Raw genomic sequence first — 17608 nt, 5'->3', positions numbered from 1 at the left:
ATATTGTTTTTGGTATGGTGGTTACTCGGTTCCGACTATTGAAAATTTCGCAAACTTCAGCATCAGGGTGCGAGTGTCGGTATTCTCGAACTTCACTGTGATTCTCGGATCGGGCCCTGCGGTGTCGATATTGACAATCGCACCACGGCCGAACTTGGCATGTTCTATGACCGTTCCCTCCGCCACTTCGCTCACCGAATGAAGGGCATATCTGACATCGCTCGCAGGCTTTCCGGCAGACGGCTGCATCTGTCCGGGCCGTCTGAATGACTGCGGCGCGCCTGACGAAGGCTGAACCTTGCGCAGCGAGTTCAGACTGCGGGCTGAGCCGGCCATTGATGCCGTATAATTTACCGTCGGGCGCACCTTCGGAGCATCGTCTCCAAGATTGTCATTGGTGGCAAGACGCAGATAGCGCTGATCTATATCTCTGAGGAAGCGCGACGGGCGGCAGCAGACCGTCTGACCGTTGCGGAAACGCGATCCGGCATATGTCAGCATGCAGAATTTTTTCGCTCTCGTCATAGCCACATACATCAGACGGCGCTCCTCTTCGATCTGGGCCGGTGAATCCTGAGCCATAGCCGACGGAAAAAGCTCTTCCTCAACTCCGACCACAAACACATTATTGAATTCCAGCCCCTTTGCAGCATGGACAGTCATCAGAGTCACGCGCTCCTCGCTTGCGTCGCCGGAATCCGAATCCTGGTCAGTGGCAAGCGAGACCTCCGCCATAAAATCGGCGAGCGACATGCTGTCACTCCCCTCCTCCACACGGGTCTCCACAAAGCCCTTCACACCTGAAATCAACTCCTGAAGGTTTTCCTGTTTCGAAAGATTTTCAGGTGTGCTGTCGTGGAGATACATCTTCAGCATCTCAGTACGTTCTATGATCCTGGTGGCCAGTTCAAGCGCATCGGCCCCCTTGCGGTCAGCCTGCACGAATTCAGTTATCAGACCGGCAAATCTGTCGAGTTTACGCAAAGTCCCGGCATTGAGACCGGCCGGATACCTGTCAGGCTCCTGAATCACAGTCCAGAGGCTTACGTTGCCGTCAATCGCTGCACGTGTCAGCTTGGCGAGAGTTGTCTCCCCGATGCCTCGCGCCGGGAAATTGATCACACGTCTCAGCGCCTCGTCATCATCAGGATTCAAAGCCAGACGGAAATAGGCAATGGCGTCCTTTACCTCCTTGCGCTGGTAGAACGACAGACCACCGTAAATCCTGTAAGGCACATTGCGTTTTCTCAAAGCCTCTTCCAGCACACGGCTCTGGGCATTGGTACGATATAGTATGGCGAATTCATCGGCACTGTCGCCGCTCGTCATTTTCAGCTGCGACAGCCGCGAAGCCACCTGATAGGCCTCCTCGAAATCGCTATAGCACTTGACCACCTCTATCAGCGCCCCGGTCTCGTTCTCTGAATAAACGGTTTTGGGTATCTGCTCGCTGTTCTTGTCGATAAGCGAACCGGCGGCATTGATGATGTTACGTGTCGAGCGGTAGTTGCGTTCGAGTTTAAAGATAGACAGTGCAGAATACGTCTTTCTCAGATCAAGGATATTGCGGATATTGGCACCCCGGAACGAGTAGATGCTCTGGGCATCGTCGCCGACCACACAGAGCCTGCCGCTTTCGCGTGTAAGCTGGGTCACTATCACGTGTTGCGCAAAGTTGGTGTCCTGATACTCGTCGACAAGCACATAGCTGAAAAACTCCCGATAGTGGCGGAGCACATCCGGATTGTCGCGCAACAGTACATTGGTATAATAGAGCAGATCGTCAAAATCCATAGCTCCGGCCACCACGCAACGGTCGCGATAGGCTCTGTAAACCGCATAGAGTTCCGGCCTATTGTCTCGTGCATCTATCTCTAATAAATCTTTACTTCGTACATACTCTTCCGGAGATATTAAAGCATTTTTAGCACTTGATATAGCTGACAATATTGCCGATGGCTTATATTTTTTTTGTCCTTTACGAGGGCCTGATAAAAAAGCTAATTTATCAAGCCCCATGTCAGCCAATATCATCTTTATCAATGATAAAGAATCGGAGCTGTCATAGATCGTGAAATTGCTTTTGAATCCTATCAGTTCGGCATTGGCGCGGAGAATACGCGCAAAGATCGAATGAAAGGTGCCCATCCACAGTTTCGAAGCCACAGCGCCGCCCACAAGCTGCTCCACGCGCTCGCGCATCTCTTTGGCAGCCTTGTTCGTAAAGGTCAGAGCAAGAATCCGCCACGGCTCATAGCCGAGGCGGAGAAGATGAACAATCTTATAGGTGAGCACACGGGTTTTGCCTGAGCCGGCTCCGGCTATCACAAGCTGAGGCCCGTCGCAATACTCTACAGCGGCCCGCTGCTGTTCATTGAGTTCATCAAGATAATTTTCGTCCATCAATATCATCACTTGACGAGCAGATGGTCACCGATTTCGTTGACAATCGAACGGTAATAGCGGTCATCATATCCGCCGAATACCGGCGACACAGGCATTCCTTCGGGAGTACGTTCGAATTTTCCGTCTTTCTCCTTCTTGATATTTCCGTCCATATACTTGACAAGAAGGTAATCGCCGAGATCTTTATAGCGCTTCACATAGCGGCGCGAAGCAAGGGCTGAGTGATCGTTGAGCAGACTGCGGGCGGCGTCAGGATCGAGAGCAGGCACTTCGGTGAGGAATATTCTCACTTCGTTTTCAAGAGTATCTTCCTCGGCTTTCTGCACACGGCGGATATCATCGATCATCTTGCTGTACTGGTGATAGGCCTGGTTCGCCACATAGCTTGTCACCCAGAATGCAGCGTCCCATGACAGGGTGAGGAGATCGCCGTTGCCCTGGGCGAATTCATGAGGTATTGAAGTGATGCTGCTGTACATGGGCACATACACACAGGTATTGGCATCGTCAACACCGAACCAGAGTATGCCGCGCATCAGTTCAGGATGGGCAGAGTTCATCTGCGACACGAACGAAAAACCGGTCTGCTGTGTTGCGATGGCGCGTTCGTTGAGATATTCCTTTCCGTCGACCTTGAACGTCATCGGACGCCAGCGGTAAGGCACGGCATAGGGACCGGCGCCAACATCTTTGGTCATATCCATCGGAGTACCCTCGAAATGGTCGCGCATCATCCACTTCATGTCATTGAGACTCACCTTGCGGTCAGGTTTCACCCAAAGCGGCATAGGTTCGCCCTCGGCCTTCATGATCCAGGGGAGATAGCTGTCCATCCCATCGGCGAAGCGGTTGAAATAGCTCCACACACGGCCGTCGCAGCCGCGGGTTGCGGTGCCGTCGAGTTCGCCATAGGCAAGCGAGAAGCTGAAGTCCTCGTCCTTACCGTTGTAGTAGCCCATTTTGCGGGCGAATTTGATGACATCAGGCGAGTAGAGGGTGTTTTCCTTGTCTTTCAGAGGAAATTTATGGATACGCGGATGGTTGGCATGGCCCGAAATACAGTCGTCGGGGATACGGCGGGCCACCCATACGGCGCCCTTCTCCTTGCCGCCCTTGCCGATCAGTTCCATGACCCAGGCTTCTTCAGAATCGGCAATAGAGAACGATTCACCACTTGAATGATAGCCGTATGTGTTCACCAGATCTGTCATGATCTTTATGGCCTCGCGTGGCGTTTTGGCTCGTTCAAGGGTCACATAGATCAGCGAACCATAGTCCATTATACCGGTTGTGTCTTCCAGCTCGTGACGGCCACCCCAGGTGCTTTCCGAGATTGTCAGACCGTGTTCGTTCATATTTCCTATAGTAGTATAGGTTTCGGCTACTTCGGGTATCTCGCCGAGATAGCGGCCTGTGTCCCATTCAACGATCTTCCTCATCGTGCCTGGCGCATGTTTGCCTCCGGGGCGGTTGTAGAGTTCACCGTAAAGCGTATGGCTGTCGGCGGCATAGGTGACAAGCACCGAGCCGTCAGGAGTGGCGTTCTTACCTGCGATAAGGCTCGTGCATGCCAGAGCCGGCTCAACTGACATCAGAGCCAGGGCTCCGAGAACGATTTTATCGAACATTTTCATGATTGGTTTTGTTTTTTTAATGATTTATGCAAGGATCTGTCAGCCTCCATATTCCAGCAGGAACACCACAGCGGACGTCCGTCTTGCAAAAATAATGAAATTCATCTACAAATCCAAGCCGCAGGATCTCTTTCTGCATCGCACAGAAAAATGTGAGAAAGTCTGACAACAAATGTTAAACCCCTCTATAACTTCCGATAAATTTGTAACTTACAAATATTTTTCATTAATTTGCAATCAGGACTCCTTACCTGCATAAACAAATTTCTCATATACTACTCACTAACCAACTGTTTATTTTATGAAAAAGTATCTCGCAGAGATGATCGGAACATTTGTTCTGGTACTCATGGGTTGCGGCAGTGCAATCTTCGCAGGCATTGGCCTCGGCACAACCGGCTATGGCGTGACAACCCTTGGCGTGGCTATGGCGTTCGGCCTTTCTGTAGTGGCTATGGCCTACACCATCGGCAACATTTCAGGCTGCCACATCAACCCGGCCATCACCCTCGGTGTCTGGTCAAGCGGACGCATGAGCGGCAAGGAAGCCGGTGGCTACATGCTCTTCCAGTGCATCGGAGCCATCATCGCCTCTGCAGTCCTCTACATCCTCGTCCACACCGGAAATGAAGCCGGAATCGAAGCCGTGTTCAACAGCACTACGACCACCGGCTCAAACAGCTTCCTCCCCGGCAACATCGTGCCGGCCTTCATTGCAGAACTTATCTTCACATTCATATTCGTGCTCGTGGTGCTCGGTTCCACTGACGAAAAGAAAGGCGCCGGCAACCTTGCAGGTCTCGCCATCGGTCTGACTCTTGTCCTGGTCCACATAGCATGCATCCCCATCACCGGCACTTCAGTCAACCCGGCTCGTTCGATCGGCCCGGCCATTTTCGCAGCCATCGAAGGTAACTGTGTGCCTCTCAGCCAGCTCTGGCTCTTCATCGTGGCTCCATTCATAGGAGCTATGCTCAGCGCCTTTGTCTGGAAAGGACTCCGCTCAGACAACTGATCGGCATTCGTAGCTAAAAAAATAAACCGCAGGGGCATGAGGATTGTCAGCATGTCCCTGCGTATTATCTGACACATTCAAATACTCTTCATGAATCTCAACGGACGACGTGAAAGTTCAAACGTCAGCGACCGCCGCAGTGGAGGCGGTGGGGGCGGCAAGAAAATCGGCGCCGGAATCGGCGCGGTAATAATAGCGGCTATCATTGCATGGATCTCCGGTGGAAACCCTCTTGATGTCCTGATCTCTAACGCCGGTTCATTCACCTCCGGCAGCAGCCAGGTCTCGCAGAACTACACCCCTACAGAAGAAGAGGAGGAACTGGCACGCTTCTCCCGCCAGATTCTGGCCGGAACGGAAGACGTGTGGACAAAGATTTTCGCCCGGATGGGGAAGGAATACGAAGCGCCGACCCTGGTGCTCTACACCGATGCCGTCAGAAGCGCCTGCGGAGATGCATCCGCATCTGTAGGTCCGTTCTACTGCTCGGCCGATGAGAAACTCTACATTGACCTGTCATTTTTCCGTGACATGCGCAAGACTCTCGGAGCCGATGGAGATTTCGCATACGCCTATGTGATAGCCCATGAAGTCGGGCATCATGTACAGCATCTGCTCGGCATACTTGACGAAGCCCATTCGCAGATGAACCGCGTAAGTGAAACCGAAGCCAACAACATCAGTGTGCGCATCGAACTCCAGGCCGATTTCCTCGCCGGTGTTTGGGCCTATCATGACAACGAGATGTTCAGCTCCATTGAAGACGGTGATCTTGAAGAAGCTCTTGATGCATCAATGAAAATAGGCGATGACTATCTGCAGAAACGCGCCCGCGGCTACTCCGTGCCCGACTCATTCACCCACGGCACATCAGCCCAGCGCAGCCGCTGGCTCAAAAAAGGCCTCTCGACAGGCGACCTCAGCCAGGGCGACACATTCTCCATCCCCTATTCCAGTCTGTAAGCGCTTATCAGGAAATGCAAACCTTTTTTGCACCTCCACGCATTATCGCACTAAAACTCTATTCTCTTGTGGTTAACTTTGCAGCGTCAGGAGAGTTTCCGGAAAAGTATCGAGGCTACGTTTGAGGCGGCGCTGCTGTCGGTATGAAGTATGGATCTGATCTTTGCATAACCTTCCAGCTGGGCCTCGCGGGCCTGCCCAGCTTCAAGTATCTGCGAAAGTTCACGGTCCACATTGTCAGCCGTACAGTTGTGGACCAGCATCTCCGGCACCACACACCCCCTGCCCCCCGTGCGCACGGCCTCGCGGTTGACCTCGCGTCGCGTCTGACGGTCTATCTTCCCGCCTATAAGGTTAGGCAGAGCCACATAGGGAATCTTCAGAATGTGAAGGAATATGTCATGGGCCCATTTCCACCCCACGGCACGATAGCAGACCACCTGCGGACATCCCGCCAGGGCACATTCCAGCGAGGCTGTGCCTGAAGTCACCATAGCGGCATGGGCACCGGCCATCAGCTCAAGAGTGGCGGCATCTACAAGAGGAAAAGAGGTGTAGGCTTCATACAGCGACTTGTCTATTGACGGTGCGGCGGCAACCACAGTCTGCATCTCAGGATGACGCCTGGCCACAGCATCCATCACCGGCAGATTAGCCTTGATCTCTCCGACACGGCTGCCAGGCACAAGAGCGAGGATCGGACGCTCCGACAGCCCGTGACGCTGCAGAAATTCCGCCCGCGAAGGCAGTGATTTCAGCACTTCCTCCACCTCTTCGACCGATGGATTACCCACATAGTCCACCTTGACTCCCCGTTCCCCGAACCATGCAGGCTCAAACGGAAGTATCGATAAAATGCCGTCTACATAACGGCGCAACTGCTTGATGCGATATTCCTTCCAGGCCCAGAGCTTTGGCGCGATATAGTAAAACACCTTTATGCCAAGCTCTTTGGCAAATCTGGCCAGCTTCAGATTGAAGCCCGGATAGTCGACAAGCACCACGGCATCAGGCCGCATGGTCCGGATGGCCTCTTTAGCCCTACGCAGATTGCCGAGAACCTGCGGCAAGTGGGTTGCCACATCAATAAATCCCATGAATGCCATGCGGCTGAAATGTATCAGAGGCTCATGCCCAGCCGCTTCGGCCATGCGGTCGCCACCGAGAAAAGTGATTTCCGCCGAAGCATCAAGCTTCAGCAACTCTTTGATTACCTGCGCCGCATGGACGTCTCCGGATGCCTCTCCGGCTGAAAAGAAATACTTCATAAGCACAAAGATATAGGATTTTTTTCATTTTCTGAAGGATTTTCGCTAACTTGCGCGTTATTAAGAAGAGCTCAACTATTCATTCTTCTTCATCAGCATCACAACTATATGTTCAGATACATCTTCGGGGCAATACTCAGCCTGCTTCCGCTTCTCTCGTTTGGGAAAACGCCGATTTTCGGAAACCCAGAAGTCGATGTCGACAATATGTACGCCTATGTCAAGCGCCACAACCCAGATTTCAAACGCGAAGTTGCCGAGGCCTTCTACAGCATCGGGCGCCGTTACGGCATACGCGGAGACATCGCCCTGTGTCAGGCCATAATCGAGACCGGATGGTTCCGTTTCGACAACGGCACTGCCGTCCGCCCCGAAGCTCATAACTATTGCGGACTTGGCGTGAAAAAGCGTGGCGACCGCGGATGCTCGTTCAAATCCGTGGAAGAAGGAGTCACAGCCATGATACAGCACCTCTACGCTTATGCCTGCTCAGGCAAATTGCCGAAAGGAGAACGCAAGATAGATCCCCGCTTCGACTATGTGAGCCGCGGTTGCGCCCCGACATGGGAAAAACTCGCCGGCCGCTGGGCAATGAATCCGCGTTACGGCAAAAACATAATGAAAATCTATTCCGGACTTGCCTCCAAAGCCCGCTCCGGCGGCAAAGTGCAATTCATAGAAGTCAATATCCCCGATGATCTCCTTGACGGCGATGAAATTGACTACTCCGATCTTGACTATGTCCATGACGTTGACACTCCGGAAATCTCCGTGGCCGATGACGATATCTTCAACTGACCCCATTCCACACACCCCCGAAAACAGACCAATGAAAGAAAAAGACATCATATCAAACATCGCCTCCCGCCTCGCCATCACCGAACTCAACGCTATGCAGAAACGCATGGCATCTGTAAAAACCGGAGGCAACACCATTACACTCCTGGCCCCGACAGGTTCCGGCAAGACCGTGGCATTCGCCATAGCCCTCCTCAAAAGCCTTGGCCCGGCCGACGGACGGATACGTGCCGTGGTCATGGCTCCATCGCGCGAACTTGTACTCCAGATCTTCGATGTAATCCGCCCTATAGCCACCAGACTCAAGACAGTCGCTTTCTACGGCGGACACTCCATGCAGGAAGAAAAAAACTCACTGTCTGTAACCCCTGACATCATCATCGCCACTCCCGGCCGTCTGCTCGACCACATCACCCGCGGTCTTGTCGACCTTTCAGGAGTACGCACACTCGTGCTCGATGAATATGACAAAGCCCTCGAACTCGGATTTGCCGACGAAATGAAGCGCGTGTGCAAAAAACTCACATCTCTCAGCCTCATAATCCTCACCTCAGCCACACGCCTTGACGAACTCCCCCCCTTCCTCCCGGTGACACAGACCTCCGAACTGATTGACTTCAGCTCCGACTGCTCTCCGCGCCGCAGAATGCAGATTGTCAATGTCCCGTCACCGACACGCGACAAACTCGATACCCTCATCGACCTCCTGCGCTCGCTCGACAACGGACGCGTGATCGTCTTTGCAAACCATCGCGAAAGCGTAGAGCGCATCTACTCGGCTCTGCGCAAAGCCGGACTGCCGGCGGGAATCTATCATGGCGGCCTCAAACAGAACGACCGCGAAAACGCCATCGAGATGCTCAACAACGGATCGACCCCCATACTCGTCTCAACCGACCTCGGCGCCCGCGGTCTTGACATCCCCGAACTTTCGGCCGTAGTCCACTACCATCTCCCCCCCTCGCCCGAAGCATGGACCCACCGCAACGGCCGCACAGCACGCCAGCAAGCCTCCGGCGAAGTCTATGTCATCACCTCCGAAGGCGAAAACCAGCCAGAATATCTCGAATGGGACCGCGAACTGGTGCCGCAAGGCAAAAGCTCCGACCCGATTGTCTCCGATACCGCCACTCTATATTTTAACGTAGGCAAAAAAGAGAAAATCTCGCGAGGCGACATCGTAGGCTTCATCGTAGCCAAAGGCAACCTTGACGCCGGAGCGATAGGCCGCATAGCCCTGCGCGACCACTCGGCGCTCGTGGCAGTTCCACTCAAAGAAGCCGCAAGGCTCATCGACACCCTCAACAGCCACAAAATCAAAAACACCCGCGCCAGAATCTCCCGCCTCGGCAGATAAGATGCCATTTAACCTCTCACCGTAACTATTCAGCGAATGGAAGATATAGGCACCAAATCTTGAGGATATTGAATTAAGATCTTATCTTTCAGTAATTTAATAGCTAATTTATTTGCAAATGTCAAATAAATTAGCTAAGTAACTCTGAAAAATTAATTTATACGATATGCGGGATTTATTCAGAGGCAGAATCGAGGACTGAAGAGGGAGTTTATAGACATAAACGACCGATGAAGAACTTGATTCTGACCGGAATAAAACCGCAGAGAGTATAAAAGATCATCCATAGGAGATACTAATGTACATTATATCGTTTAATTTTGAAGAGTTACTTATCTTTGTATCTGTGAAACAACAGATTAGCGACATATCATCCATTCTATCCGGAATGTCAGAACAACTCAAGTCCATGCAGGGCACTATCGATTCCCAGCATGCCGAGATATGTTCGCTAAATCGTAATGTTGATAGACTTCTTAAGGAAAACCGTGAGTTACGCAAGCGTCTGGAGAAGTATGAAAAGCCGCCGATGGACTCCGGCAACAGCAGTACTCCACCATCGAAAGAACCGATAAAGGCTGAGGTGGAACGCCGGACAAAATCATTGCGGAAGAGATCGGAAAGACCCGTAGGCGGTCAATACGGGCATGAGGGAACTACACGCAAAATGGTGGAGACGCCTGACGAAATCCAGGAAGTGTCATCCAGCTATTGCAGTGAGTGCGGGCGCGATCTGTCGGATGTTGAAGGAGAACTTGATTATGTCAGCCAAGAGATAGATCTGCCTCAGATACGGCCAATTTATCGTGAATGCAGATTCTATAAAAAAGTCTGTATCTGCGGATGTTGCAATCGTGATTATGCACCGCGTCGCAGGGGAGGTAATGCCATTACTTTCGGCAAAAACATACGAGCCATTGCGACTTATCTGAGTGTGGTGCAATGCGTGCCTTACGAGCGGTTGCAATCCCTGTTCGCCACGATGTTCAATGTACGCATCAGTCAGGGGACGCTTGTCAATATCGTCCGTGAGACGCTTGACAAATCCCGCCCGGCAATCGAACTTATAGAGCGTCTGCTCAGAGAATCATCCGTAGTCGGCTTTGACGAGTCCGGATGCTATGTCAAAGGCAGGCTCAACTGGTCGTGGATTGCACAGACTGCGTATCTGACCCTCGTGTTCCGCGGTGCGGGCCGTAGTGCAAAAGTGCTTGAAGAGCGTTTTGGTGACTCATTGAAGAAAATGACAGCCGTAACTGACCGCCACAGCGCGTACTTTGCCATCGACTTCCTAAATAATCAGATATGTCTGGCTCATCTGCTGAGAAACCTGGAATACCTTAACGATATTGACAAGGAGCAGACATGGACAAAGGAAGTACAGACCTTATTACGCGAGGCCATTCATCAGAGAAACGAAAAACCGGTCGATATAATACCGAAAGATGACTGGCTCACAAGGCTTGATGGCTTGCTCAAACGGAATCTTGACAGTCTGCGCAAAGAGTTTAATGAGTTGAAGAGGGGGATAATAAAATGCAGGGACTACATCTTCAACTTCCTTGAAAATCCGGCCATACCATCTGACAACAACGCTTCAGAACGTGGAATCCGAAAACTCAAGGTCAAGCAGAAAATATCCGGATGCTTCCGCTCCGGTACCGGTGCCGATGCCTTCCACGCACTACATTCCATTGCTGACACGGCCTGGAAAAACGGACAATCTCCTCTCGATGCTATATTGGCGCTCGTCTAAACTGACGGGCTATATCTTCGCATCCTTTGTTTTCGCTGAATAGTTACTTGTCAACCTCACTTTATTAAAGATTGTTAAATAATTCAAAATCGAACAGACCATAGCAATTCAGTCCGATTCAAGAGTGTAAAATTCCCGATTTTTCAGACCTTTGCTGACAATTTGCTGACAAAAATTGGCGCTAAAAACCCGTAAGTACTGAAAATCAATCACTTGCTGTTGATACAGGTGTCCAGAACAGAACTACCGATATTGCTTTCTGATATTTTCAAATATATTTTAATTATGCTGAATATTAGCGTATTACAATTGGGTATTTTTCAATTGAGTTTCTTTCAATGTAAGGAAAAGTAAGATTTTTGCACGTAAAATTGCACGTAAAATTTATTCGTTGTATCTTTGCAGAGTGTAACCTTTATACTCTCCCAAAGATGGCAACATTTAGATTTGAACTCGACCATAAGCCAACCCGCAATAAGACGTACAACCTCTATCTGATGGTGACGGCTGCGGGTAAACGAACAAAGAAGAAGACCGGTATTCAATTGAAACGCATTGACGATTTCAATCCTCAATGCAAGGGCAACAACTGGATTCGTGCGAATGTTCCCGACGCCAAAGTTCTCAATGAGCAGTTGCGCCTCATGCTTGTGCAAGCTCATGAGGCTTATCAGGAATTGGCGTCAGATGGCGATGTTTCATCCGCTAAGGTTATAAAGAATCTGGATGCGGAATATGTATCGCCATCTTTCTTAGCGTTTGCGCGTGAGCGGGCGCAGATGATATATGATAACGGTGGCTGGCGCAACTGGCGTAAGTATTGCGGACTCATCAATAAACTTGACGCATTTCGCAAGAAACGCCGAATGGCTGATATAACTGTCGATGACCTGACTGTTGACTTACTGACTCGTTTTGACAATTTTCTCCACAAGTGGGAGAATGAGCGGGAACCGGGAAAACTTCTGCACCCCAATACAATCGAGGTGCAGTTCAATATCCTGCGGACACTTGTACATAGGGCGATTGAGGTAGGAATAATGGAAGCATCGAAGGATCCCTTCCTCGTATTCAAATATAAGGGTGTAAAGACAACGAAAGAAAAATTGAGCGATACAGAGATGGAGCGCATTATCTCACTCGAATTGGAAGAAGGGTCGTTGATATGGCACTGTAAGAATTATTTCCTGTTCAGCTATTATTGTGCAGGTATTCGTGCGGCTGATTTGATTCAACTCCGCTGGCGTAATGTAACGGAGAATGGTAGGTTGCACTACCAAATGGGCAAGAACCATAAAGACCGAGACCTCTTGCTTGTCGATCAGGCTTTGGATATACTTCGGTATTATCATAATGATGATGTCAAGCCCGATGATTACATCTTCCCGCTGCTTGACAATGAAGCACCGTTTGCAAAATTTGTCACCCAAGCTGATAAGGACAGAATGAAGCCGGAATTGCGCCACCAGCTTTACCAACAGATTTCAGCCAAGAACGCCCTTATCAATAAATATCTGAAAAAGATTGCGGAGAAGGCAGAAATCACAACGAATCTTACTATGCACATCAGCCGCCATGCCTTTGCACATATAGCGCAGGAGGCCGGAGCCGAATCGTCTGCAATAAAGAATATTCTCGGTCATAGCAATCTCGCTACAACCGAGCGATACATGGGCAGCTTCGATACATCCAAAACCAACAATACCCTGCGCACTCTCTTCAAAAAGAAATCTGAGCCCAAGATGGCGCCACAGGAGGGAGCTGATAGTTCAATGTCGAAAGAAGAGAAAGCCATCGAACTGCTGAAAGGCATGGCTCCTGAGCAAATAATGGCTGTGATTTCTGCAATCAACAAATAGCGGTTGCGTAACTGGCGAATTATGAGTAAATTTGCACATATAATTACAAAAATATGCCTCTGACAAAAGATGAAATAAGCGCTGTTGAGCGACATAGAGAATGAGCGCGTGGAGCGCACGTTATCCACCGACAACACCAAGAAGATGTCGGAGGCAATCTGCTCGTTTGCCAACGATATACGCAACACGAGGAAACCGGGATATTTTCTTATTGGCGCCGATGATGACGGAAATCTCGATGGGCAGACATTCACTGATGAGCAGTTGCGTTCATACGCAGGGCTTCGCAATTCCGGAACAATACTTCCACCGCCGGCGATGATGGTATATAAGGAGTCTTTTCCCGATGGAGAAGTTGCGGTTATTGAAGTTCAGCCAAGCGAAGACACTCCGGTCAGATATAAAGGTGTGATCTGGATTAGAATCGGAGCGAGGAAAGCGGAAGCGAACACGGAGGAGGAACGTATATTGACCGAAAAAGGGCAGGTACATAGTTCTTCTTTCGATGGCCGTCCGTGCCGCGAGGCCTCGATTGATGACATTGATGTGGAGTTGTTCAAGAATGAGTATCTGCCAAAAGCCGTGTCGCCCGCGACATTAGCTAAGGATAAGCGCACGCCTATCCAGCAGATGGCATCGTTGCGCCTTTTCGACACACGGTTTAATTGCCCGACCAACGCCGGGTTACTTCTGCTCGGACACGACCCCCAATATTTCATTCCCGGCGCATACATTCAGTATGTTAAGTTTGCCGGGACAAACCGTGCCACAAAGGTTTTGAAAGAAAACCGCTTCAAGGGGAATCTAATTTCAATGCTAAAAGAGTTGGAGTATTTCATTAAATATTCCATTGAAAGCAAGCGCCCTGAATTTGTCAGCGTGTTGCGCGAAGAGCCACGCATCAACTATCCGTGGGAAGCTATCCGCGAGCTCGCTATGAACGCCGTGATGCACCGTGCCTATAACGGCAACAATTCCCCGATAAAATTCTACGAGTATAGCGACCGTATAGAGATTGACAATCCGGGCAACTTATATGGCAAGGTGAACTTAGAGAACTTTCCCAACGAAACAGACTATCGCAATCCCAACATAGCCGAGATAATGCTCAATCTTGGTTATGTCAACCGTTTCGGCAGCGGTGTGAATACCGTTTCAACACTTCTCGAAGAAAACAAGAGTAATCCCGCTGAATTCTTGCTTGGCGATTACACAACGTTCAAGGTAGTAGTTAAGAATGCCGATGTCATAGAAAATGGCACCAATGTCATAGAAAAAACGCCTCATGTCATAGTAAATACAGCAGAAAATGGCACTAATGGCACCAATAAATCTGAATTTGGCACCGATAATGGCACCGATGGCACCGATAAAATATCTCGTGAAGATGCGATTGTGAATCTAATGCGTAAAAACAAGCGGATAAGCATTAAAGAAATCTCAGCCCAACTAAATATTCCGAGAAGGACCTTATTCCGAATTATTGATGCACTTAAGACATCTAACCGAATAAGAAGGATCGGATCTGAGAAATCCGGCACATGGGAGGTCATTGAATAAATATGGGTCGACACCCACAATGGGTCAAATCGTCGGTTGCGACTGACGATTTGGTAATACTGTTGTTATCAGATGGATATATTTCGGTAACCGTGAATACCGAATAAGATGCAATGCGCCATCATCGACCAATGTATCGGGTGGTAAGGCAGCGTCAACCTCATCGGCCGTTCTCTTGCCGATACAAATGTTATACGGATGGTCTCATCTGATTTGGCGAATGCCTTAATGGATGCTTTGAGGCTGTGAAACTATAAGAAGACATGGGGACAGCGACTTCGGAGCAGTTCCAAGCCCCGGCACGGCAAGGTTATTTCGTGGTAACGGCAGAGTTACCCGAAATCCAAACGGTAACTGTTTGGACACCTTGCTGTGCTCCAATGGGCACACTCTCCAATAAGAAAAACTGAATGGATTGCCTCTGTCGTGGTCCCTATTAAGAGGCTGTGCGGATGCTGAGGACGTAGCTTCCGTTGCTCGATGCAAAGTTGGGGCGATTCTCCGTCGGTTGGAGCTATATCTATTGTATATAGCTATATACGTGTACAACCTTATACTATATCTGGCCAAAAATGTTTGGTGGGAATGAAAATTTATCCCTTACTTTGCAACGTCAACGACACGAAACGCCTCCGACGGGAGGCTCCAAAATCGGGTCGATGATACGAGATGTCTCTTAATAATACTATGACACATGACGGTGATTGACTGATTGGCCAATCAGTTGCACGACTGAGTCTCTGCCAAGTCACTATTGATTTTCAGCGCGATAGGCTCACGCCTATGCGTGGATGGTAAATGTTACCGCCCCTACGACCGTCGATTGCTGCCGCCTATATGGTCCCACGGCTATTCAATCGACACTTAACCCAACTGATTATACACCTGCCCAATCAATCACCCACCCAATCATCTGACTGCGCAGTTGCGCGATTAACCGGTTGATTGGTTGAAGACCTGATTAGTCAGCACTTCAACCAATCAGTCAATCGCCTGTGTGACCAGTTGATTGAGTGGTCAGGCAGCTGCGTATTCAGTTGAGTGAGAAGTCAAGCGATTAGACAACTGAATTATCAACCGGATTCTATCTTCTTTGTAGATGGAATCAGAACCCTCACGCCCTAATGCAAAGCACCCTGCAAAATATCAACCCCTCGACACTGCTGTTCGTAGTGCCGGAAGAAGAATGGCGCAACCTCCATGACATGCTGGAGCAAATCATCGACCTCATCACCCGGCGCAACGCCAATGACGCCAACTGCGAATGGATAGAATCCGAAGCAGCCCGCAAGCTCCTCGGCATCTCCCCCAAGACGTGGCAGAACTACCGCGACCAACGCCTCATCCCCTTCTCGCAGATAGGCCGCAAAATCTACGTCAACCGCGCCGACCTCGACGCCTTTCTTCGTCAGCACCAGATCCCATCAAGAAAATAGCAATCAACCCCGTGGCAATCGGTTGTGTTTTACGACATAACCGATTGCCATCTCAAAAATTCTTTGTAACTTTCCTCTAAATCCTATTTGCCGTATATGAGGTAATATGCTTCCAAATATTGCATAAACGATACATTGGCATATAAGGCCTCGTTCCGACAGAAATAGTAACTGCGGAATCATGATATTAAGATTGTTACTTTCCTCTACAAGCTTGGTTAGCTTATGCCGGTGTCCAACTCCTTCCGATGCGTTTGCAAATTTGCGAACCGGGCTGCGATGCACCACAAAGTTAATTACATTGCACCGGAAGGTATGTCGAATGGCCGTCAGGCCATTTTCGATTCAAGTTGTCTGATTTTTTCTTCCATCAGTCTCTGCTCTTCGAGTCTCTTGAGATAAAGGTCAATGAAATCCTCCTGCTTTGAAAGCATGTGCCATACCGCGACAAGTATCTTTCGGGCTATGGCAACCTGTATTTTCATTTTGCTCTTGTGTTTCTGAGTGACTTGAATGTAACTGAAATTGGAGAAGAAACAGTTTCGCGTTCTTGACGCAGTCCATGATATTTCGATAAGTATCTGACGCAGATATCTGTTACCATGTGTTATCTTACGGCTTTTATAGCGTCCGTTACTTACATCATTTCTCGGCTTTAATCCGCACCATCCCTCCAGAGAGGCGGCTGTGGCAAACATCTTCATGTCAACACCGGTCTCCGCAATTATGGCAGTGGCGGCGCGTTCCTTGACACCGGGTATGGTCTGAAGTCGTTTGTATTCAGTGGGGAAATGAGCCTCGCATAAGGCCGTAAGTTTAGACTGGCATTCTTCGGACTGTCTGGTATATATTGCCAGCAGTTCCCAATACTGCCTGATGACGGTGATATCCGTTGTTGAGAATGAACCTGTCATGGCGGCAAGCATGGTCTCCCGGCCGTGTTTGTTGATGATGCGTCCGTGAACACATTTGATAAGTTCATCGGGGTCCGTAACACCGGAGGCGATGGCCTCCACGGCCTTTCGGTAACTCTTTCCTGTAATCCTGGCGACATAGTTGCTCAGGCGGAAACCACAACGTTGCAGGGCTGCATCAGGTTTATTGGAATAGTAAGTGAGATCCTCCTGAAGGTCAAAGATACGGCGGTTGAGCTTACGCATGTCCTGGACTATTGGCTCCGGTACAAAGCTCCCTTTAATGAGATTCTTAAGCAGACACTCCGCTATCCACTGTGCATCCCTGACATCGCTCTTGCGTCCGGGAAGTTGCCTGATGAAGTACGGATTCACCAATTTTAGCTCCATTGACTCGTAAAGCTCGTTCCATACCGGAACCCAGTAGACTGCAGTGCTTTCCATCGCAGCTTCAGTGACTCCTCTGTCAACCATATCGTTGCACATCTGGCGGAGCTCAGGGGTCAGCACTCCGTTGAAGATTCCAAATCGAAGTGCAAAACTTTGAGATGGGCATTAGTCATTCTCCTCTCTCCTTCTGGCGAGGGGATGCCCAAGCGGCGGGGGCGGCCTAAACCGCCCCCAAGAGCGGACAGCAGCAGA

Annotated in this window: 11 protein-coding genes and 1 pseudogene; 8 read left to right on the top strand and 4 right to left on the bottom strand. The window is 49.9% G+C overall.

What is annotated here, in order from left to right:
* Positions 1–21 precede the first annotated feature (21 nt).
* Together C5O23_RS01555 and C5O23_RS01550 are read right to left on the bottom strand one after the other, a co-directional pair.
* A complete protein-coding gene (locus C5O23_RS01555; protein ID WP_107031350.1) occupies positions 22–2403 on the bottom strand; it encodes an ATP-dependent helicase in 2382 nt (793 codons plus the stop codon).
* 8 nt (positions 2404–2411) lie between these two features.
* On the bottom strand, positions 2412–4040 hold the full coding sequence (locus C5O23_RS01550; protein ID WP_107031200.1) for a dipeptidase: 1629 nt from the start codon (positions 4038–4040) through the stop codon (positions 2412–2414).
* A 301-nt stretch (positions 4041–4341) separates the two neighbouring features.
* Here C5O23_RS01550 and C5O23_RS01545 point away from each other — a divergent pair, with 301 nt between their 5' ends.
* Together C5O23_RS01545 and ypfJ are read left to right on the top strand one after the other, a co-directional pair.
* A complete protein-coding gene (locus C5O23_RS01545; RefSeq protein WP_107031199.1) occupies positions 4342–5055 on the top strand; it encodes an MIP family channel protein in 714 nt (237 codons plus the stop codon).
* Between the two features lie 90 nt (positions 5056–5145).
* Entirely contained in the window at positions 5146–6018 is an 873-nt protein-coding gene (gene ypfJ / locus C5O23_RS01540) for a KPN_02809 family neutral zinc metallopeptidase (RefSeq protein ID WP_107031198.1), read from the top strand.
* 86 nt (positions 6019–6104) lie between these two features.
* Here ypfJ and C5O23_RS01535 read toward each other — a convergent pair whose 3' ends face one another.
* A complete protein-coding gene (locus tag C5O23_RS01535) occupies positions 6105–7286 on the bottom strand; it encodes a lipid-A-disaccharide synthase (protein ID WP_107031197.1) in 1182 nt (393 codons plus the stop codon).
* Positions 7287–7394: 108 nt separating this feature from the next.
* Between C5O23_RS01535 and C5O23_RS01530 the strand changes: the two genes are divergently transcribed.
* From C5O23_RS01530 to C5O23_RS01505, 6 genes are all read left to right on the top strand, one after another.
* Complete coding sequence (locus C5O23_RS01530) at positions 7395–8084, top strand: glucosaminidase domain-containing protein (protein ID WP_107031196.1); 690 nt, start codon at positions 7395–7397, stop codon at positions 8082–8084.
* 31 nt (positions 8085–8115) lie between these two features.
* Positions 8116–9441, top strand: a complete 1326-nt coding sequence (locus C5O23_RS01525; protein ID WP_161553525.1) for a DEAD/DEAH box helicase — start codon at positions 8116–8118, stop codon at positions 9439–9441.
* 388 nt (positions 9442–9829) lie between these two features.
* Complete coding sequence (gene tnpC, locus C5O23_RS01520; protein WP_240597587.1) at positions 9830–11197, top strand: IS66 family transposase; 1368 nt, start codon at positions 9830–9832, stop codon at positions 11195–11197.
* A 431-nt stretch (positions 11198–11628) separates the two neighbouring features.
* Positions 11629–13056 carry a tyrosine-type recombinase/integrase gene (locus tag C5O23_RS01515; RefSeq protein ID WP_107031194.1) on the top strand — a complete coding sequence of 476 codons (1428 nt, stop codon included), beginning with the start codon at positions 11629–11631 and terminating at the stop codon, positions 13054–13056.
* A gap of 84 nt (positions 13057–13140) precedes the next feature.
* The gene (locus C5O23_RS01510; protein ID WP_107031193.1) at positions 13141–14616 is read left to right on the top strand and encodes an ATP-binding protein; all 1476 of its coding nucleotides are present in this window, start codon (positions 13141–13143) and stop codon (positions 14614–14616) included.
* Positions 14617–15740: 1124 nt separating this feature from the next.
* Positions 15741–16052: a helix-turn-helix domain-containing protein gene (locus C5O23_RS01505; protein WP_240597584.1), complete on the top strand. Its 312-nt coding sequence runs from the start codon at positions 15741–15743 to the stop codon at positions 16050–16052.
* A 329-nt stretch (positions 16053–16381) separates the two neighbouring features.
* Here C5O23_RS01505 and C5O23_RS01500 read toward each other — a convergent pair.
* Positions 16382–17479 (bottom strand): annotated as a pseudogene (locus tag C5O23_RS01500) (IS110 family RNA-guided transposase); the annotation flags it as partial.
* Between the last annotated feature and the right edge of the window lie 129 nt (positions 17480–17608).

The organism is Duncaniella muris, from assembly GCF_003024805.1.
GTDB lineage: Bacteria > Bacteroidota > Bacteroidia > Bacteroidales > Muribaculaceae > Duncaniella > Duncaniella muris.
Note: the sequence above shows the minus strand (reverse complement) of the source record. Positions and strands in the feature narration are given on the sequence as shown.

Coding starts and splice junctions, on each gene's coding strand:
- C5O23_RS01555 (WP_107031350.1), bottom strand. CDS start 2,403: ATGGACGAAAATTATCTTGATGAACTCAATGAACAGCAGCGGGCCGCT.
- C5O23_RS01550 (WP_107031200.1), bottom strand. CDS start 4,040: ATGAAAATGTTCGATAAAATCGTTCTCGGAGCCCTGGCTCTGATGTCA.
- C5O23_RS01545 (WP_107031199.1), top strand. CDS start 4,342: ATGAAAAAGTATCTCGCAGAGATGATCGGAACATTTGTTCTGGTACTC.
- ypfJ (WP_107031198.1), top strand. CDS start 5,146: ATGAATCTCAACGGACGACGTGAAAGTTCAAACGTCAGCGACCGCCGC.
- C5O23_RS01535 (WP_107031197.1), bottom strand. CDS start 7,286: ATGAAGTATTTCTTTTCAGCCGGAGAGGCATCCGGAGACGTCCATGCG.
- C5O23_RS01530 (WP_107031196.1), top strand. CDS start 7,395: ATGTTCAGATACATCTTCGGGGCAATACTCAGCCTGCTTCCGCTTCTC.
- C5O23_RS01525 (WP_161553525.1), top strand. CDS start 8,116: ATGAAAGAAAAAGACATCATATCAAACATCGCCTCCCGCCTCGCCATC.
- tnpC (WP_240597587.1), top strand. CDS start 9,830: ATGTCAGAACAACTCAAGTCCATGCAGGGCACTATCGATTCCCAGCAT.
- C5O23_RS01515 (WP_107031194.1), top strand. CDS start 11,629: ATGGCAACATTTAGATTTGAACTCGACCATAAGCCAACCCGCAATAAG.
- C5O23_RS01505 (WP_240597584.1), top strand. CDS start 15,741: ATGCAAAGCACCCTGCAAAATATCAACCCCTCGACACTGCTGTTCGTA.